Source organism: Clostridium sp. DL-VIII (assembly GCF_000230835.1).
Classification (GTDB): Bacteria; Bacillota; Clostridia; order Clostridiales; family Clostridiaceae; genus Clostridium.
The window spans coordinates 2,733,030-2,752,180 of sequence record NZ_CM001240.1 but is presented as its reverse complement, the minus strand read 5'-3'; the positions used below and the strand labels follow the sequence as shown (position 1 = coordinate 2,752,180).

The following is a 19,151-nucleotide window of genomic DNA, read 5'->3' as shown; positions in this document are numbered from 1 at the left end:
TTTCTTTTAAAATAGATTTGCTTAATATGTGCTTTTTCATTTTCAAAACCTCCTGTTATTAATTTTTACAACATTTTTTTGTACCAACGCCAGTTTCCTTATTATAGTAAGACTTAAGCCGAGGATAGAGAAAGATCACATAAGAAATTAATGCAATTACCACAAAGATAGTTAATCCAGCAAATGCTGTTTCATATCCCAAGTATTTAATTCCCACTCCCAAGACTACAGCTCCAAACCCATATGCCAAGTCCGCAGTGGAAAAAAGCGTAGCGCTGGCAATGCCACGTCGGTTTTCTGGACAAAGCATATACGCCGTGGTCTGCAACAGAGGAAAAGCCACGCCAAACCCAAAGCCAAACAAAACTGCCGACACCATGAAAATAGCAAAGCTTTCAGCCCAATTAAGTACAACCAATCCACTAAACATCAGCACAATTCCAGGAATCATAACCGCAGTTACACCATGACTATCTGATAATCGTCCGACCATTAAGCGGACTACAAACAGTGCTAAAGCAAACACAGAAAAATACAGACCTATATTACTGATGCCACGATCAATACCATAACTAGCAATATATGCCATGATAGCGCCATATGGCATAATTGTGAATAAAACCACCAAACAAGTAGTTAACACACTCTTTTCGAATAATATACTACATTTAGAGGATAGCGATTTTGCCGGTGTAGCAGTAATATCATGGATAGCCTCATGTGTTGAAATAAAACCTGACTGAACAGAACTTCGCTTTCTCTCGTAATTCAATAACATGCAAACTCCTAAACTGATTATTCCTGCTAACGCGCCAGCTCCAAATAGCCACCATGCACCATGTTGCTGTAGCATATGCAGTCCCAATTCAGGTCCAAGCGCCATGCCGATGGTATTTGCCAGAGTATAAAATCCAATGCCTTCTGCTCGTCTGGAAGCAGGCACCAAATCTGCAGCCATAGTGCTACCAGCAGTAGAAGACGCGCTAAAACCAACGCCTTGAATCAAACGTATGATAAAAATTCCAGGCAAAGACACGAACAAACCAAAAAAAGGTGCGGCTGCAGCCATTATTATGACACCAATAAGATATACTGCTTTACGTTCCCAACTATCAGCAAGATTCCCCCATATTACTCGCGGAACAAGAGAACCTATAGTATAGACTAAGATGATAATCCCCCCCACTGAAGGATCAATAACTCCTATGCTACGTGCGAACAATGGCAAAGTCGGAGTAAACATAAATGTTGCAATGTACATAAAAACAGCGGCAACCAAAAGTAAAATAAAATTTTTTGTCCATAAAGGCTCTAAGTAAGATTGCTTTTTCAAATATAAAACTTCCTTTCTAAATAGTGCTTTTCTATTGCGAGGCGAGGTATTGTTTAATATCGGCTGTCCCATCTGTGCTTTCATGCTTTTGAAATTAAGCTGGCATGCAGAAATCTGACATGTTTTAAGCTTTTTAGCTTCCACCATCTCATGACCCATTACTTTTCCTACCAAATTGGAAATGCTTACGCAAGCGGGTTTGTATTAAATTAATGTCGATTGTGTGTGCAAGGTTATATAATCTTTGTTTTGATAAGCACCTCCTATGAATTGATTTTATGTATTAGAAATTTATGCCATTCTTTTACAAAAACAGCACTTTCCATTACTTTTTCTTTAAGCGGATTAAGCTGAACCTTATCAAATATAACTAATTCCACCCCTGCCTTCTTGAATTCCTGTTCTGAATATACATACTGAAGTTCACAATTTTCCTCCTTAATTTATCATAAATATTTACCATATACTCTTATATGCGATACAATTATCTTATGCTTGATAATTAACTCTAAGTCAAGAATTTTTTCATTTAAACATTTCCGAAAAAGTTAACCATTCTATTCTCTCACTAGGTTTTTTATATTTTTATTATAAATAAATTTGAGACTTACCAGAAGTTTCAATAAGTTCTTCAGTAAAAACCTAAAGGTTGTAACACAATCAAGTTAAAAGCCCATGATGCAACTGCAACGTGGACTTTTAACCTAATTTATTTTTTATTCCTATAATTCAAAAACCTGCGAAACAGCTTTTAAAAATGAACGTACATGCTCAGATGGAGTTGGTTAATGTAGTATTTCATAGTTCCATTCTACAGAAAGAATTTTTAACAATGGGTGTATATTCTCTCAAAGATCAAATGCCATTAATACATCATTGCATTTTCACACTGATTAAACACTCCCACATCATAAAACATGAAATCTTTTAAAGATTACCGTATCACATTCGAATGACCTGAAGTCAAGTATATTTTCACTTAATAACAACTCAACACATTATGATTGAGAAAGGTTTATTAGGTGGTGAATCCTTTGCCTCTATAGCTAGAAAGATTAAAAAACACCCTAGCACTGTTGCAAAAGAAATTTAAAAATATCGCTATTTTCCTAAAAGAGAAGTATCTAGAACTAAGCTTCCATGTTCTTTGAGAAAAAACTGCCAGATTCGTTTCCTATGTAATAAAAAGAATTGCGCTAAACTCTGCAAAATTTGCTACGTTCCATCGCGCGAAGCGGACTGTAAAGAACTTTGTCCTTATTACACTATAACAGTGTGTCCAAAAATTTAATAAAATGACTGAAATTCGGTATAATTCTTTGTGGATAATTTTGTTTTTCGCATAACTATGCCATTTTTGCAGATTCTTCTGAATCCGCATTTTCATTTTAAGGTATAAAAATGGAGCCTTTGCTTCATAGTTAAATCATCTATTTTGCAAAAGCCCCATTTATTTTCAAAATTTATTTAACATTCTTCTGAATCCACTTTTCAATATGATCAGCTATCACACCATTATTTAAATCCTCGAACATAAAATGATCATTTCCTGTAATACCTTCCTTAGGAAGATCTACTACCGTACAATTTCCACCTTGAGCGGTATAAGTATCCGCAAAATCATAGCAAGTCTGACGCATTGCCTGCCACATCTTTGTTGCCTGAATGGACGGATCCCCATTATCGATATAATCACCAAAATAAAATGTCACTGGTATATTCTTCTCTGTAACTGCCTTAAAATCCTCTGAGCCAGCAGCTGGTGCTCCGCCTGGCTCGATTGCAATGATTGCTGCAATGTGATCTGTGTATCCAGCTGCTGTCCATCCTGGACCACCTCCTTGAGAATGTGTTACTAGAATAGAATTTTTTCCTGTTCTTTTATATACTTCATCAATTGTTGCAGCTAACGCCTTTGCCACTGTCTTATTATCAAAGTCTGCTCCCATATCTGATTTCATACCTGTATCCGGTGTCATCTGTCTAAAGAACTGATCTACGGATGCATCATCATTCGGGAACTGAGATCCTTCATTGACAACAGATTTTCCACCCTCCCAGCGTCCGATTCTAAACTGGGTATACCAGCGCTGATCTAATGTCTTTGTGCTGATATCACCACTTACAGAAGTCATACCAGCCTCTCCACGTCTCGGTTCATCCACTAGGAATACACCGTGTCCTTTTCTCAAAAACATATCAGACCAGCCTTCCCTGCCATCTGGCGTTGTCATCCAGCCCATACGCGACTGTCCATAGCCATGTAGAAACACCATTGGGAGTTCTGTATTATTTTTCGGAATTTGGTAGAGTACATTCGCGTGATCTACATGAGAAGTCTGTCCTGCTCCACTTTCCTCCCACTGGTTCTCTGGATTAAATGTACCATTAGAAGTCACTGTGGTTCCTCCTGCTGAGAAGACTCCCTGCTCTGCAATAGACAGAACTTTTGAATTAGTATCATCTTTAGCTGCTATATTTCCACATCCAGCTAATAATACCAAGCTTATTACACCTGTTAACAGTAATGTTGTTATTTTTCTCTTTTTCATTAATGCCCCCCCTTTTTCATTAATTTCTACTTTTTCTTATTCGTGAACTTTAGCACCATGCAGATATTTTACAAATTCAGGACTGCTATGATCAACAATTTCACTATGTCCTAAATCCATCGCTGCAATTTTATTCATATCTTCCTGTGATAATTCAAAATCCCATATATTAAGATTTTCTACGATACGATTTTGATGTACAGACTTAGGAATAATTACAACTCCTCTTTGTGTATTCCAACGTAAAACCACCTGCGCAACTGATTTTCCATACTTCTCAGCTATCTCAGTAAGCATTGAATTTGTAAATATACCATGTTTCCCTTCTGCAAGTGGTCCCCACGCCTGCGGTTGAACACCGAATTCTTTCATAGTTGCCAAAGCATTCTCCTGTTGGAAAAATGGATGAAGCTCAACCTGATTAACTGCTGGTAATACCTGAGCAGTTAAACAAAGATCCGTCAATCTTTCTGGATAAAAATTACATACCCCAATTGCTTTTATTTTTCCTTCTTTGTATAATTCTTCTATTGCACGCCATGCTCCATAATAATCACCTAATGGCTGATGTATCATATATAAATCAAGATAATCGAGACCTAGCTTATCAAGTGAAGTCTGAAATGCTTTCTTTGCTTCTTCATACCCTGCATCTTGTACCCATAATTTTGTAGTGATAAAAAGTTCTTCTCTTGGAACACCACATCTCTTTATTGCTGCTCCTACTGCTTCTTCATTAAAATATGCAGATGCTGTATCAATCAATCTATATCCTGCTTGAATTGCATCAACCACTGCCTGTTCACATTGTGCTGGATCCGGCACCTGAAATACTCCAAATCCTTCCATTGGCATCATAATTCCATTGTTTAATGTTATAAATTCCATTTTTTCTACCTCCAAATTTTAATAAGTGACGTTTCGTTTCTTACTTTTTTATTATAAGTGACGTTTCGTTTCTTGTCAACTATATTTTTTTATGTTACACTAAAATATATATTTTTTATGTCACACTAAAATCAAATTCAATTTGGAGGAGAAATATATGACTGAATTTATTAGAGCCCGCAGCATAGAGCAAAAACAACGGCGCATGAGCGAAATCATAAAAACGACTAATCGACTTTTTCATGATCATACTTATCACGATATTACATTAACCACCATAGCAGAAGCATTAGGGTGGTCTCGCGGTAATTTATATAAATATGTAACAACAAAGGAAGAAATATTCTTGGAATTATATCTAGAAAAGCAGAATAACTATTTTTCCGACATAGAATCTGCTTTCTCAGACAAATATGATTTAACTGATGAAGAGTTTACCAATTTATGGACCAGTATTCTGGATAAACATCATGACTATTTACGATATTACGGAATCCTTGCTACCATTATTGAAACCAATGTTACTATAGATCGATTAGCTGAATTTAAGAAAACTGTTCTCTCTGGTTTTAATCCTATCATACAAATTTTAACTAAGCATTGTCATTGTATATCAAGTGATAGAGCTACTACTCTTTATTGGACTTTACTATTTCACGCATGTGGATTAAATAACGGTTGTGATGTCAGTCCACTTGTTGAAGAAGCAATGAAACTTGCTGGTTTACCAGAATTTAAAAATGACTTCTCTCAAAATTTTCGTAATTTTATGCTTATGTGCTTGAGTCACTATAGACATAATCACTAATATTAAAAGGTAGTGAAGAATATTTGAATCCTCACTGCCTTTTAATATTATTGGTTATTAATTTCAAATTATTCCATTAACATGCTGTTTCTTCCATTATTTTTTGCTGTATAACAACACATTGTCTACAGGCTTAAATATCGTTTCTTTGCTTTCGTTTTCTTTTACAGTTATTACTCCCAGACTAATCGATAATGATCCTAGTTAGGATATCTGATTCTTCATCTCAATATAATCCACTCATAATACTATTTAATCTACATATAACTCCATTCCATTTAACAGAAGAAATGCGGCAAGCCATTATATACATACTCCATAACGGCTTCAAGATTATGTACTCCACCAGACTTTAACTGGTAGCATACGTTGCCTTCATTAAAGGTATCTGTCAGCTTCATCATCTCATGCATTTGTGGATCCATCTGCCTTAAGATAACATCGCGAGTTCCAATTGCGCCATAAATATAGAAATCCTTATCGTTGTATTCGGAATTATGCACTAAGTTTCTTAAATACTGTGCAGTTTCCTTCGGCTGATACATACCTCCATAGACCTGTAAAATCCAGCAATCACCACTCATTGGTAGGTAATATTTAAAATAATCCAAATTATGAACAAATGTAAACCAAGTGGTTACAGCTCCAAGAGAAAAGCCGCCAAAGGCTCTATGTTCCCTTGATTTTTTCAGTCCAGATTCATCTGTTGTTCGGGCAAATGTACGTACAGTACTTTCTACTGCAGGAATCAGTTCATTCACCAGTTCCTTGTGAAAGACTTTCAATTCTCTTACAGATTTAGAAAAATCATTGGGCTGATTATACGGGTCAAAAGTAGGTGTTACCACGATAGTCGGCTTGATCATTTCATCCTCGATCATATGATCAAGCAGGTTTTTCATACGTGGATTTCCAAAACTAAAGAAATCCTCTGCAGTCATGGTCCATCCATGCATAATATAAAAAATGTCATATTTCTTATCGCTGTTATCTATATCATATCCATATGGCAGATAGACGTAAGCATATTTGCGGATTGACTGTTTTCTTCTTGAATAGTCATACGTATCATATTCTAACTTTACAATTTTCCCTTGGTGCTTTGCATGCTGATAATAGCTGTAGGGAATCGGTGTTGTCATACTCTGTTGTTTTCTTTCTAATCTTTCTCTTAAACTCATACGATCACCTCTTAGTATCTTTCATCTGCCTCTCCCAAAAAGAAATAGCATCATCAATCCATCCTTCTGCCACAGTTCCAATGCCTAACCCAAATCCATGAGGCATTCCCTTATATTTGTGAAACTCTGTATCAATTCCACAGTCAGACATATCCTTTAGTCTTCTCTGCATCACTTGCCAGCTTGCAATGTAATCGTTGGTTCCAACACATACATAAGTTGGCGGATCATTTCTGGAATATTCACTATGTCCTGTATACTGCATCACTATAGTTTTCGGTCCAAGAATTCTATCCCCACCGAATCCAGCCGGTCCATAAGTTCCTAAATATGCTGCCATTCTGGCACCTGCAGATCCTCCCCAAAGTGAATAGCATTCTGTGCTGACACCAAGCATTTCCTTATTACGAAAAATAAAAGATATAGCAGCTGCCAAATCCTCACATGCAGCCTGTGCCCCAGTTGTCCGGTACTGCAGTGCAAATGCGTTATATCCTTTCTTGCTTAGATACATGGCATGCGGAAAGCTTTCATGGATGGATCCTACATATACAAATCCACCACCTGCATTGACCACAGCAAAAGGTGCATCCTTTTTTCCTCTGAAGAAAAACAGACCGGTATCTCTTTTACTCGAATTCTTTTGCTTTTCTTCTTCAGTATAAATATCATAAAAAATCTGTTTTCCCTCATTAACCTTTTCCTGCATATAATCAAGGATTTCTATAGAATTTTCTGTATTGATATAACTGTGCCACGGAAGAAGATGCCCAATTTCATCTAATGTCTGCCCCGAATATGGATTCCGGTATCCTGTCGGGAAGAGAAATTGTCCAAATTCTTCAAATTCCGGTGCATTTATTATATCTACAAGTTTTGATTTTTCATATATCTTTATGATTTTCACCCTCTTTCATCAAATTTTTATAACTTTCATGTCATTTATCTACTCTTTCTTTTTATCCAAAAAATAGTATTAGAATTCGTTCTTTTTTAACCAAGATTGGAGATTTTTAATGTCTTTGTTGTAAAGTCCAGGGATAATATTTGCATTGTTTGCACTTCTCTTAGCATCATTCAAAGAGTTAGTAAACTGACTTGGGATGTCACTGTATGAATTTGCAAAGATATATACTTTCTTACCTTTCCAATCTTGAAAAGACTCAAAGAAAGTAGATACTGTCATTGGTGAAGTGTACCACCAGATTGGAAAAGCAACAATCACTGCATCATATTCATTAATATTGGGAAGTGGTGTTTTAATTGCAGGGCGTTTGTGATTATCATATTCGTCCTTTGCTTCTACATAAGCACAAGTGTTATAGTCTTTGCTGTATGGTGTTATTCTTTCAATTCTATAAAGATCTCCATTTGTTCTTTTTGCGATATCCTGTGCAATTTTTGTTGTATTTCCGCTCCAGGAAAAGTATGTAACTAAAGTTTTCATAAATCTTTTTCCTTTCTTAATTAAACTTATTTATTTGTGTTATTAATGCTGTTTTTTTGAAACATTCTTGTTCCTTGTTTCTGAATATTTAATTTGTCCTTTATTCTATTTTCCAACTTTCTTTATCAGTTTTTGATTTTAATTTTCCTTTTTTACAGAGCAAATTATAACTCCTGAAAGACTAGCTAGCAAAATTGTTACAAAAAACAAAGAGAAATATGAATTCATTAAATATAAAATGAATCCTGCTACCATTAGACTCATTCCTCCCACTATTCTATAATATGGAATTTTCTTGGTTATCTGCCATAGATACCATCCTTGCGATATAAGATATAGAATAGGGCCACCAAATAGAAGAGTGCTCCCTAAAGCTGATATTCCCGCATAAAGGTATGAAATCGCCAGTTCAATTCCTACCGAAAATAGAATTATTCCCGTTACCGTCACTATTTCACTCTTTGCTGCAAGCCCTGCAGCCATAATAGGATTTGTAGTTTCCTCAGCATGTCGAACTACCATATGATCTGAACCTCCAAAGTAAAGGGCTCCTAAAGCAACTATTGATATTAAAGAACTCATTCCTGCAAGCAATGTCATCAAATTAATTGAAACTGCTGACAAAGCTGCAGCAGCATTAAAAATTGCCTCTCCGAGAGCAATAATTAGAAAAAGTCTACATCTTTCAATCATATGGTCTGCATCAAATTCAACATTATCGAATCCGAGAACACAGCCCGGAACAGGATGTGCAAGCCAAGTTCCTATGATATCAATACCCGCTGCAATCCCCCACCAGATAAGCCTTGGCCCGCTATCAACAAACAAACCTGCTATCCAAAATGGCGCAGAAGCAAAGATCCATCCGAGCATTCTCAAGAAATGAATTTTGAATAGTTTTCTAGTAGCGGTAAAATTCGCAAATACTCCAATGCCTATCTGGCTTAACATAAACGGAGTTATAAATGTCCACGCTGCTTCTCCAAATGCATGATTAATAGAGGCATTCATGAACAGCCCTAAAAGCATCACTGTCATCATCATCCATTGAGTTTGAATCTTTCCAACATGTACGAACGTAGCCTGACTGCTCGCATACAACCAGACATTGTATACCGCAACCAGCATTACTATCATTTCCACCATTCCACGCCAGCTGAGATTATCCAGTAGATGTGATGACAGCTGAGACACTGCGAACGCAAATACCAAGTCGAAAATCAGCTCAAGAGGTGAAACCTCATACTTTTCTGAAGATGTTTTTACATTATCCTGCATAGTTCAATCTCCTTCAGTTAAATAGTAAATATCAGTAATTCTGTAAACTTGAAAACCTAGTATTAGCATCTCAACATCATTATTTAAAATCATGTTTCTCACACTGGTAACATTAACTATTTTACTGTATCTTCATTAGTTCTCTCTTTATATTTTTATTATAAGTAAATTTAAGAATTAACAGAAGTTTCAATAAGTTCTTCAGTATAAACCCAAAGGTTGCAACTAGATTTTGAAAAAATCCACGAAGCTATCAGCATCGTGGACTTTTAACATAATTTATTTCTTATGCTTCTAATATGTGGTACTATGTCAAGAAAAAGTACAAATTAAACTTTTACCAGCATCTCTAAAACACTGCCATATGATTTATGATAGCAAGGTTTTAGAAACGTCTTTGGCAAGATGTTAATATTTATAATTTGGTGCAAGTAGTGAGAGCAGCTTCTTATCATGGTTATATACAAGCTTCACCTTATTATCAAAAATCATTGTCGCACCAGCTTTACGGTCATAAGCTTCCCACTTAGGTAAATTGTCGATACTTGGGTTGCCAGTCTTTGCAAAATTGATCCATGCCTGACTCATGCGGTCTTCTAGAATCTTTGCCTCTTGACCTCCGCCAATCGTTGTATCCGCTTTATCTATATTATCAAATACAAATGGTATCTCGGATGTGTGGTATGCAGTGAACACACCATTCATAACCGGCGATTCCCAGCTGAAAAGATATGAATAAACAGGTGCTCCCTGTTGATCTGCCTTGCGAGACATAATCTTTAAAAGTGGCAGTCTAATCATTGAATCAATATATACTGCATCTGCCTTCTTTTTATCAGGGTATGCTTGAAGAAATGCTTGTACAACTTCATCCGCCTTATCTCCATAAGTATCCTTTAGATGCTTGTCCACTTCTTCTTCTGTCCATGTATTTGGATTATCTGACTGTGCTTTATCCATATTAAATACTTGCGACATAGCTGTCCACTCTGTTAGATTTGAACCAATTAGGAGTGGCACATCCTTACCAGCTTCCGCAAATCCTTTATCTGTAACCGGACTTGTAGGCATATAGTCTCCATCTACTACCGGTTCCCATGATAATGAATATCCTCCTCCAAGGGCTACCGGAATATGAAGTTCGTCAGCTGTCTGCTTAAGTGCTTTGTCAGATGCTTGTGACAGTTGTTCATATGGAACTGTCTGTAATTTTTCTATCTGATCCCCAGTAATTCCAAGGTTTTGAAGTGTAAGTTCTGTCACCCTTTTACTTGCTTCCTTTGAAGTAAAATTAACTCCCATTGGCTCTGTGGCACCGCTCTCAACAATTCCTTTCTGGAAAAGCCCCTTTGCGTATGGAGTTGTCATAAGTGCAAGTACCTTTGCTCCTCCACCTGACTCTCCAAATACCGTAACGTTATTAGGATCACCGCCAAACTGTTCAATATTATCACGAATCCATTGAAGTGAAGCTACAATATCTGTAATTCCTACATTTTCAGAGTATTTATATTTTTCACCATATTGAGAAAGATCAAGATATCCAAGAGCATTAAGACGATGATTTACTGAGACTACTACAACGTCTCCCTTTTTGCTAAGATTTTCACCATCATAGGGAGCTATCGCTGCAGATGACCCTGATTGAAATCCACCTCCATGCAGCCATACCATTACCGGTCTCTTTGCATTATTATTAATACCAGGTGTCCAGATGTTCAGATTCTGACTATTATTATCCATTGTAAATTGTCTTGATGAATTTTCCCAGTTGGACTCAAAAAATGCAAATGCACCTGATGTCTGTTCCTGTGGCGATATTGGTCCATAGTTAAAAGCAAGTTTTACTCCATCCCAGTGCTGTGCTTTCTGTGCTGGAACGAATCTTTCTTTCGCCTCAGCATATGGAACTCCATGATATGTATAAATTCCATTGCGAATGTATCCTTGAACTTTTCCTGCCTCTGTATCAACAACAGCGATACCAGGCCCTGCACTGATTGTCCCAGATTGTTCTGTTGCGCTTTTTGTTGAAGCTTTTGCAACAGAGTTATTGTCTGTTATTCTAAATGCAGTTACAAGCGAAAATGTCATCACACCAACTAATGCACGCAAAATAATTTGTTTGTTCTTTATCATATATTGTTTCCTCCATTTTTCAAATTGAATTATTCATTACATAACATCTGAAAAACCAACTATCCTACTATAAAAGTTAATCCCCCCTAATATTAATATTTCTTCAAAACTCTAAAGCTATAGCCTTTATGTTATGTAATCTTGAATACTAGAACTTAGCATAGAATAATTATAGTCGAGAAATTAATTTCACTAAATATACATATTACAGATAAAGTTATATATTTTACCGATTATTTTAACTTATATTTCCTAAATAATTATTCTTTACTACAAAAAATCAAAGAATTAGGCCCAATCAAAAAAATAACAAGTACAGAAGAGTATTTATTTTCTGAATTCCATAGGCGATATTCCTGTCTTCAACTTGAAAAATTTTGAAAAATGCGCTGGATATTCAAATCCAAGCATATAAGCAATCCTGTTTACTGGTTCTGATGATCCGAGGAGTAAAGTTTTTGCTTTTTCAATTAAATGCAGTTGAATATGTTCCTGCGTATTCTTACCAGTTTCCTTCCTTAGTAAATCACTTAAATAATTTGTTGAATAACCCATTTTATTCGCTAAATATTTAACATTTGGTATTCCTTTCTCCTCTAAGTCTTTTGAGTTAAAATAATCTCCAATCAGTATATTAAAACGTCTAATTACATCGTTATTTGCAATACTTCTGGTAATGAATTGCCTGCCATAAAAACGCTTGGAATAATTAAGCAGTACTTCAATATTTGAAACTATTAGATCCTGACTATACTCATCAATATTCTGATTCAATTCATTTTCAATTGTCTTAACGATATTGGTTATAATTTCTTTTTCTTTTTCAGATAAATGTAGCGCCTCACTGACTTCATATGAAAAGAAAGTAAACTCATTCATTTTACGCCCCAGCTCACTTTTTCTAATTAAATCCGGATGAAAACAAAGCATCCAGCCCTCCTGTTTTAATTTATAATCTTCATCATCTATTATTACAACCTGTTCAGGTGCCGCAGACATCAAACTCCCTTCTCTAAAATCATAATTTTGCCGCCCATATTTGAAAGGGCAATTGAGTTTTAAGGCTATAGTATACAATCCACTTACTGTTTGTGCATTTTTAGGTACATTTACACCAGAGATTTTATTCAAGTTCAATATTGTAATCAATGGATGTTTAGGTTTATCATATCCCACAACCTCATGCAACTCAGATATTAAATCGATTCTAAATATATTATTCATAAGTACTCCTTTACTCCTTTTCCTAGTAGTGAATATCATACTCTTTGAAGTGAGTTCATTAAATATATATATCAGATAAATTTATCTATTTTACATATTATTCCAACAACTTACTTACCAACCTATAAATGTACATACAGGCATAGAAATCGTTCCCCACCAGTCTGGATATATTAGATTGATTCATAGGTTATTTATAAATCTTCTTTTAACAATGGTTCCAATTGTTCAGTCATATTATCTATATTTTCAAAAAGGACACTTTTTCTAGTATCAAATTTATTAATCATATCTATATGCTCTGTCATATTATGATAAGATTTTTGTGATGCTGATATATAATCATCAATTTTTTGCATTCCACTCGAAGACTCATTAATAGCATTCAAAATTTCAGCATGCACATCATCGAGCTTTATTGCCGTATTTTTTATCTCATTAAAAATTTCATTTGTATCATCTACACTTTGCCCACCATTTTCTAAAACTTTTTGTGAAGTTTTAAATGCTTTGCTTAATTCTTCTGTACCATTTTCTACATCATCAACACTATTTTTCACAAATGAAACTAAATTTTTTATTTCACTTGATAATTTCCTTACTTCTTCTGCAACCACAGAAAATCCTTTTCCATTTTCTCCAGCTCTTGCTGCCTCAATAGATGCATTAAGTGATAGCATATTCGCTTGATTTGCGATACCTACAATTTCATTTGTGCATTTTTTAATTTCGTCAACCGAATTTTGTAACATTTTAAAGACACTATCCATTTCATTAAAGCTAGCATATACCCTGTTAGCATTTTCTTTTAAAACATTTCCCTGTGTTTCTGCTCTATTAATAGATTTGATAATATCATTTTTAACTTCTTCAAATCCTCCTGAAGCAATGTCTATCTTGGAAAGGATATTATTAAAATTATTATCAATTTCTTCATTTAGTTTGGAATTGTCATTTAAAACTTTTTTAAATGATAATTCAATTTTACGAATCTGTTCTGATGTATTTAATTCTTCTGTAGTTAAATTTTCGGTGCATTTCTTAAGATAATCAATAGCATATACAATAGGTGAAATATCTTTTGGGGCCTTGACATTATTAATTTCAATTATATCGTGAGCTTTATCTTTATTTCTAGATTGAAATAAATTCATAAAAGTTCTCCTTTCAAACTTTATTCAAATGCAAAACATACCATTGTTAAATTTACGTGTTGTGAATTAAAATGCTCTCCCATTGCTACAATTCCAACGTGATTATCAGTAAAATTCATTGTTTTTAAATAGTCGTCCCAATAATTTTCATTTCTAAAAAATGTATATCGACCTCCGCAATTCATAGAAAAAATCCCTGATATATGATTCATGTCCTTTTTAATTGAAGTTACTGTATTATTAATAACCTGTTTATAATCATCTAACTCTAAAATTGAAATGATATCCATATTGTTTATTCTTTTATAGCATTGCAATGCTCCATCCTGTAACTGACCAATCCCCATTATGTAAAACTCATCACCAACCCATTTTCCTAATGGGTTTTGAAAGTATTGTGTGTTTATTTTATTTGGAGAAATATTAAGATAATCACAATAAACAGATTCTGCTGGCTTGCCATTTAATTCATAAAGGATATATCTTTTTGAATCTGCTTTAGTTACTACCATTTTTAAATCAGTTGGCTTGTAAATAGTTTCCTTATAAACTTTTATCCTTCCATCATTCTTAATAAACGCATATGCACAAGCATCTTCATATATAACGCCATTGCAAGAAACCTTATTGAAATAAACACCAGCTCCTATTAAAGGAATATGCTTATTTTCCAAAATACTTCCTAAAGTTGTCATTAGACAGCTATGATTTCCTGTGGCTAAATCAATACAAATTGTATTTTGTGACTCTGCTTTTACCTTTTTTATATCCTCTTCCATTCGACTAATATACTTAACTGGCATAGAAGAAAGTTCTAATATAACATTAGCAGCTGCACTAACACAATCAGAAAATGCAATTACTGTTACTCCATTTTCAATTGTGGAATACTTTGTATAACTAGTACAAGTACATCCGATACTTGGAACACCTGGATACAATTGTTCTAATTCTTCTACATGGTCTTCAAATTTGTTTTTATTTGATAATAGTATTATTAAAGAAGGATTAACAACTCCTTTTACTGCTTCAGCTAAATTACCACTTCGACTTATTCCAATTTTTTGTTTCATAAATAAATCTCCTTTCAGATTATATCTACTCTTATCATACCTATCCTTCACTTGTCCTATTTGGTTGGTAGTAAAAAACAACTATAACTCTATCCCGAGTTCTCATTTTCATTCTTTTAACGCAAGAATAACATTAGAATTTAATTTAACAAATGCATATATTACAGATAAAATTATATATTTTAAGGAATGGAAATACTCTTCCGATTCCAAGATAAACTACGGATTGATACACAATTTCTTTCACTTCTACTGGTGTTACTCCAAAATTAAGTGCAGCTGGTACTATTGCCTTAAATTCATCAATCCCTCGACATCCAATCAAGGTTGCAATAATTGCTATCATTCTAGTATGATCATCTAAATTATCCTGTTTTACAACTTCATCAAATGCAAAGTTGTAAAAAAACTCAATAAATTCTGGGTCTGTTTCTAAGAACTTTGATTCATATCCTGGAAACATACTCTCATGATACTCTTTTGAAAAATCTGTAATTGCCATTTTTAATCTCTCCTTTATTTTCTTTTCTATTAAACACTTTTTCTCATTTCTTGGTCTTCATGCATTATCTGAAGACTAAGAATGTCTCTCTTTTCCAATTTACTTGTTCCATGGTTAATTACCAAATAACTGATTTGCTTGTTCCATTTTATTTATTATATCTATATTAAATGAGCAGTTTTTCATACATGCGCCACATTCTATGCATTCACTAACATGATGTTTTAATAAGTCATCATGATTTTGTAACTATTCCTTGTTCACATCTTTCTATTTTATAATCTAAACGATCTAAGGTTTTTTTCATGTTTTCCATTTTTTTAGCTAACTGTGCACGTTGCTCTTTTAACAGCTCTTTTCTTTCTTCAATAGTTTCATCTCCTTGTTGAAACAGCATAACATACTTAATTAAGACTTCTATAGGAAGGCCAGCACTTCTCATACATTTGATAAATTCAACCCGCTTGCAATTTTCTTCAGTGTAGTTCCTAATTCCACCCCTATTACGGTTAACATTAGAAATTAGTCCTATACGTTCATAATAACGAAGTGTCTCCTGTGAAAGATCAAATTTTTTACTTACCTCCTTAATCGTCATACGATTTCACCCTCTATCTTTTAGTTATTTTTATTGAATTTTAAACTTAACCAAATTCTACTTTTTGGAGTTAACTCAATGTCAATATTTTTTACTTTTACGTTATTTTTATGATTTGTACAAAAAATTATTACTTCAACCCAAACAGTTCTTAGCAAAAAATCATGAACACATACGATATGTAATTCCTAAGGGATACAGCCTAGATTAATATACACAGTAAGATGATAACTCTTTTAACAAATCATATTAACAGAACACAGCAAGGGACAGTCTAAACGGCTGCCTCCCGTTTAAGCTGTCCCTAATGCTTAAATAACAAGTTGCACAAACTCCTTAAATTGGTAGAAATTTCTCCAGATAAGACCGCACTTAAATAACACTTAGCTACATAGTGTAATTCGTTGCCACGAACTTAATCTTGCAAAATAGCAACATGTGGAATTTATTTTTGCACATAGAGTACAAATAAAGCGACTTAAATCTTGCATTTTCAATGATTTATATAAATCATAAATTTAACTTTTTACTTAATGGATAAAAAGTGTATGAAAAAATGTTGACAGCCTATCTCTACATTTTTCCAATATCTCTAAAATCCTGTTATGTTATTTACGATAGCAAGGCTTTAGAAACATCTTTGGCAAAATGTTAATATTGATAATTTGGTGCCAGAAGCTTCATAAGTTCTTTATCATGGTTATGCACAAGCTTCACCTTGTTATCAAAAATCATTGTCGCACCACCTTGACGGTCATAGGCTTCCCACTCTGGTAAATTGTCGGCACTTGGTTTACCGTTCCTTGCGAAACTTATCCATGCCTGGCTCATGCGTTCTTCTAGAATTTTGGCATCTTCACCTCCACCGATCGTTGTATCCGCTTTATCTATATTGTTAAATACAAATGGTATTTCGGATGTGTGGTATGATGTGAAAACACCATTCATAACCGGAGATTCCCAGCTGAAAACATAGGAATAAACAGGTGCTCCCTGTTGATCTGCCTTGTGGGACATAATCTTTAAAAGTGGCAATCTAATTGTAGTTGAATCAATATATAATGCATCTGCTTTCTTTTTATCAGGATATGCTTTAAGAAATGCATTTACAATTTCATCTGCCTTATCTCCATAAGTTTCTTTCAGATGCTTGTCAATTTCTTCTTCGGTCCATGTATTTTTATTATCTGATTGTGCTTTCGCCATATTCATTATTGGTGAAAAATCTGTCCACTCTGTGAGGTTTGAGCCAATCAAGAGCGGTACATCCTTACCAGCTTCTGCAAATCCTTTTTCTGTGACCGGACTTGTAGGCATATAGTCTCCATCTACTACCGGTTCCCATGACAATCCATATCCTGCCCCAAGCGCTGCTGGAATATGAAGTTCTTCTGCTGTCTGCTGAAGTGCTTTGTCAGATGCTTGTGACAGTTCTTCATATGGAATAGTCTGCAATTTTTCTATCTGATCCGCAGTAATTCCAAGGTTTTGAAGTGTAAGTTCTGTCACCCTTTTACTGGCTTCCTTTGAAGTAAAATTAACTCCCATTGTTTCTGTCGCACCGCTCTCAACAATTCCTTTCTGGAAAAGTCCCTTTGCGTATGGACTTGTCATAAGTGCAAGTACCTTGGCTCCTCCACCTGACTCTCCAAATACCGTAATGTTATTAGGATCACCACCAAACTGTGTAATATTGTCACGGATCCATTTAAGAGAAGCTACGATATCTGTAATTCCAATATTTTCAGAATATTTATATTTTTCACCATATTGAGAAAGATCAAGATGTCCAAGAACATTAAGTCGATGATTTACTGAGACAACTACAACATCTCCCTTTTGGCTAAGATTTGCGCCATCATAAGCAGCTGTTTGTGCAGATGATCCTGTTGAAAATCCACCTCCATGCAGCCATACCATCACCGGTCTCTTTGCATTGTCATTAATACCAGGTGTCCAGATGTTCAGATTCTGACTGTTATTGTCCATTGCAAACTGTCTGGACGGGTTTTCCCAACTGCTATCAGATCCGCCTGCACTCTGTTGTTGTGGTGATATCGGACCATAGTTAAAAGCAAGTTTGACTCCATCCCAGTGCTCTACTTTCTCTGCTGGAACGAATCTTTCTTTTGCCTCAGCATAGGGAACTCCATGATAGGTATAAATGCCATTCCTACTGTATCCCTGAACTTTTCCAGCCTCTGTCTGAACAACAGCGATATTAGGCCCTGCAGAAATTACCGCAGATTTTTCTGTTTCACTTTCTACCGATGTCGTCGAAGCCTTTGCAACAGAGTTCTTTTCTGTTATGCCGAAAGTAGTTAAAAGAGAAAATGTCATTACACTAGCCAATGCGGTCAAAATAATTTGTTTGTTATTTCTCATAGATTGTTTCCTCCATTCTTCAAAATAATCTCTCAGAATTTCTAAGCCTTCATTGGATCAGACACTGCTGCTTGAGCTGCGAAGCTTGTACACAACACTGTTACTTAAAGTAAAGCTTATAGGTAATTCTTTTCAATTCCTCCTTTTCTATTAAATATTATTTATTTTAAACGAAGTTGTATATTCTTCGATTAAAACTTTTACGTATATTAGACACTTAATTGGCATTTTCAATTCCAGTTAAGATCAATATTATTTGTTTACATTTATTTATTCAATATTCTCTCTATTCGAAATATCCAACTATAACTTAAATCTTCCCAAATTTTTATTATTCGCTGAATAAATAACCTCAATCCTTATACTTAAATTATATAGGGCTATTCAAATTAACAGAAGTTTCAATAAGTTCTTCAGTATAAACCCAAAAGTTGTAACTCAATTAAACTTAGGAATAAATCTCCACCTGTATCGTCTTGTATCATCGATGCCAAAAGTTAATTATTGTTAATTGACATTGCTCAGTTCAATGAAGTTGTTACAGCAGTAAATCAAGTTGAAACACATGTGTTTAATCAACAAATAAAAG

Annotated in this window: 15 protein-coding genes; 1 reads left to right on the top strand and 14 read right to left on the bottom strand. The window is 34.7% G+C overall.

The window, feature by feature from the left end; genetic code table 11:
- Positions 1 to 58: 58 nt before the first annotated feature.
- The 3 genes from CDLVIII_RS12585 to CDLVIII_RS12575 form a co-directional block, all read right to left on the bottom strand.
- Positions 59 to 1,492, bottom strand: coding sequence for an MFS transporter (locus CDLVIII_RS12585; RefSeq protein WP_009169822.1), 1,434 nt, complete (start codon positions 1,490 to 1,492; stop codon positions 59 to 61).
- Between the two features lie 1,304 nt (positions 1,493 to 2,796).
- On the bottom strand, positions 2,797 to 3,885 hold the full coding sequence (locus CDLVIII_RS12580; RefSeq protein WP_009169821.1) for an alpha/beta fold hydrolase: 1,089 nt from the start codon (positions 3,883 to 3,885) through the stop codon (positions 2,797 to 2,799).
- A gap of 36 nt (positions 3,886 to 3,921) precedes the next feature.
- A complete protein-coding gene (locus CDLVIII_RS12575) occupies positions 3,922 to 4,773 on the bottom strand; it encodes an aldo/keto reductase (RefSeq protein ID WP_009169820.1) in 852 nt (283 codons plus the stop codon).
- Between the two features lie 157 nt (positions 4,774 to 4,930).
- Between CDLVIII_RS12575 and CDLVIII_RS12570 the strand changes: the two genes are divergently transcribed.
- A complete protein-coding gene (locus tag CDLVIII_RS12570; RefSeq protein ID WP_009169819.1) occupies positions 4,931 to 5,581 on the top strand; it encodes a TetR family transcriptional regulator in 651 nt (216 codons plus the stop codon).
- 278 nt (positions 5,582 to 5,859) lie between these two features.
- On the opposite strand, the gene CDLVIII_RS12565 is transcribed toward CDLVIII_RS12570, so the two are convergent.
- The 11 genes from CDLVIII_RS12565 to CDLVIII_RS12515 all read right to left on the bottom strand — a co-directional run bounded on the left by CDLVIII_RS12565 (position 5,860) and on the right by CDLVIII_RS12515 (position 18,517).
- Positions 5,860 to 6,762, bottom strand: coding sequence for an alpha/beta hydrolase-fold protein (locus CDLVIII_RS12565; protein ID WP_009169818.1), 903 nt, complete (start codon positions 6,760 to 6,762; stop codon positions 5,860 to 5,862).
- A gap of 4 nt (positions 6,763 to 6,766) precedes the next feature.
- A complete protein-coding gene (locus CDLVIII_RS12560) occupies positions 6,767 to 7,669 on the bottom strand; it encodes an alpha/beta hydrolase (RefSeq protein WP_009169817.1) in 903 nt (300 codons plus the stop codon).
- 69 nt (positions 7,670 to 7,738) lie between these two features.
- Entirely contained in the window at positions 7,739 to 8,209 is a 471-nt protein-coding gene (locus CDLVIII_RS12555) for a flavodoxin (protein WP_009169816.1), read from the bottom strand.
- A 138-nt stretch (positions 8,210 to 8,347) separates the two neighbouring features.
- The gene (locus CDLVIII_RS12550; RefSeq protein WP_009169815.1) at positions 8,348 to 9,487 is read right to left on the bottom strand and encodes a low temperature requirement protein A; all 1,140 of its coding nucleotides are present in this window, start codon (positions 9,485 to 9,487) and stop codon (positions 8,348 to 8,350) included.
- Between the two features lie 408 nt (positions 9,488 to 9,895).
- On the bottom strand, positions 9,896 to 11,626 hold the full coding sequence (locus CDLVIII_RS12545; RefSeq protein ID WP_009169814.1) for a carboxylesterase family protein: 1,731 nt from the start codon (positions 11,624 to 11,626) through the stop codon (positions 9,896 to 9,898).
- A 327-nt stretch (positions 11,627 to 11,953) separates the two neighbouring features.
- Positions 11,954 to 12,850, bottom strand: a complete 897-nt coding sequence (locus tag CDLVIII_RS12540; RefSeq protein WP_009169813.1) for a helix-turn-helix domain-containing protein — start codon at positions 12,848 to 12,850, stop codon at positions 11,954 to 11,956.
- A gap of 194 nt (positions 12,851 to 13,044) precedes the next feature.
- Complete coding sequence (locus CDLVIII_RS12535) at positions 13,045 to 14,004, bottom strand: methyl-accepting chemotaxis protein (protein ID WP_009169812.1); 960 nt, start codon at positions 14,002 to 14,004, stop codon at positions 13,045 to 13,047.
- Between the two features lie 20 nt (positions 14,005 to 14,024).
- Complete coding sequence (locus tag CDLVIII_RS12530; protein WP_009169811.1) at positions 14,025 to 15,077, bottom strand: FIST N-terminal domain-containing protein; 1,053 nt, start codon at positions 15,075 to 15,077, stop codon at positions 14,025 to 14,027.
- Between the two features lie 145 nt (positions 15,078 to 15,222).
- Positions 15,223 to 15,579: a carboxymuconolactone decarboxylase family protein gene (locus tag CDLVIII_RS12525; protein WP_009169810.1), complete on the bottom strand. Its 357-nt coding sequence runs from the start codon at positions 15,577 to 15,579 to the stop codon at positions 15,223 to 15,225.
- 235 nt (positions 15,580 to 15,814) lie between these two features.
- Positions 15,815 to 16,177: a MerR family transcriptional regulator gene (locus CDLVIII_RS12520; RefSeq protein WP_009169809.1), complete on the bottom strand. Its 363-nt coding sequence runs from the start codon at positions 16,175 to 16,177 to the stop codon at positions 15,815 to 15,817.
- A gap of 651 nt (positions 16,178 to 16,828) precedes the next feature.
- Complete coding sequence (locus tag CDLVIII_RS12515) at positions 16,829 to 18,517, bottom strand: carboxylesterase family protein (protein WP_242835990.1); 1,689 nt, start codon at positions 18,515 to 18,517, stop codon at positions 16,829 to 16,831.
- Between the last annotated feature and the right edge of the window lie 634 nt (positions 18,518 to 19,151).

Coding starts and splice junctions, on each gene's coding strand:
- CDLVIII_RS12565 (WP_009169818.1), bottom strand. CDS start 6,762: ATGAGTTTAAGAGAAAGATTAGAAAGAAAACAACAGAGTATGACAACA.
- CDLVIII_RS12570 (WP_009169819.1), top strand. CDS start 4,931: ATGACTGAATTTATTAGAGCCCGCAGCATAGAGCAAAAACAACGGCGC.
- CDLVIII_RS12550 (WP_009169815.1), bottom strand. CDS start 9,487: ATGCAGGATAATGTAAAAACATCTTCAGAAAAGTATGAGGTTTCACCT.
- CDLVIII_RS12530 (WP_009169811.1), bottom strand. CDS start 15,077: ATGAAACAAAAAATTGGAATAAGTCGAAGTGGTAATTTAGCTGAAGCA.
- CDLVIII_RS12545 (WP_009169814.1), bottom strand. CDS start 11,626: ATGATAAAGAACAAACAAATTATTTTGCGTGCATTAGTTGGTGTGATG.
- CDLVIII_RS12540 (WP_009169813.1), bottom strand. CDS start 12,850: ATGAATAATATATTTAGAATCGATTTAATATCTGAGTTGCATGAGGTT.
- CDLVIII_RS12555 (WP_009169816.1), bottom strand. CDS start 8,209: ATGAAAACTTTAGTTACATACTTTTCCTGGAGCGGAAATACAACAAAA.
- CDLVIII_RS12520 (WP_009169809.1), bottom strand. CDS start 16,177: ATGACGATTAAGGAGGTAAGTAAAAAATTTGATCTTTCACAGGAGACA.
- CDLVIII_RS12535 (WP_009169812.1), bottom strand. CDS start 14,004: ATGAATTTATTTCAATCTAGAAATAAAGATAAAGCTCACGATATAATT.
- CDLVIII_RS12575 (WP_009169820.1), bottom strand. CDS start 4,773: ATGGAATTTATAACATTAAACAATGGAATTATGATGCCAATGGAAGGA.
- CDLVIII_RS12525 (WP_009169810.1), bottom strand. CDS start 15,579: ATGGCAATTACAGATTTTTCAAAAGAGTATCATGAGAGTATGTTTCCA.
- CDLVIII_RS12585 (WP_009169822.1), bottom strand. CDS start 1,492: ATGGGTCATGAGATGGTGGAAGCTAAAAAGCTTAAAACATGTCAGATT.
- CDLVIII_RS12580 (WP_009169821.1), bottom strand. CDS start 3,885: ATGAAAAAGAGAAAAATAACAACATTACTGTTAACAGGTGTAATAAGC.
- CDLVIII_RS12515 (WP_242835990.1), bottom strand. CDS start 18,517: ATGACATTTTCTCTTTTAACTACTTTCGGCATAACAGAAAAGAACTCT.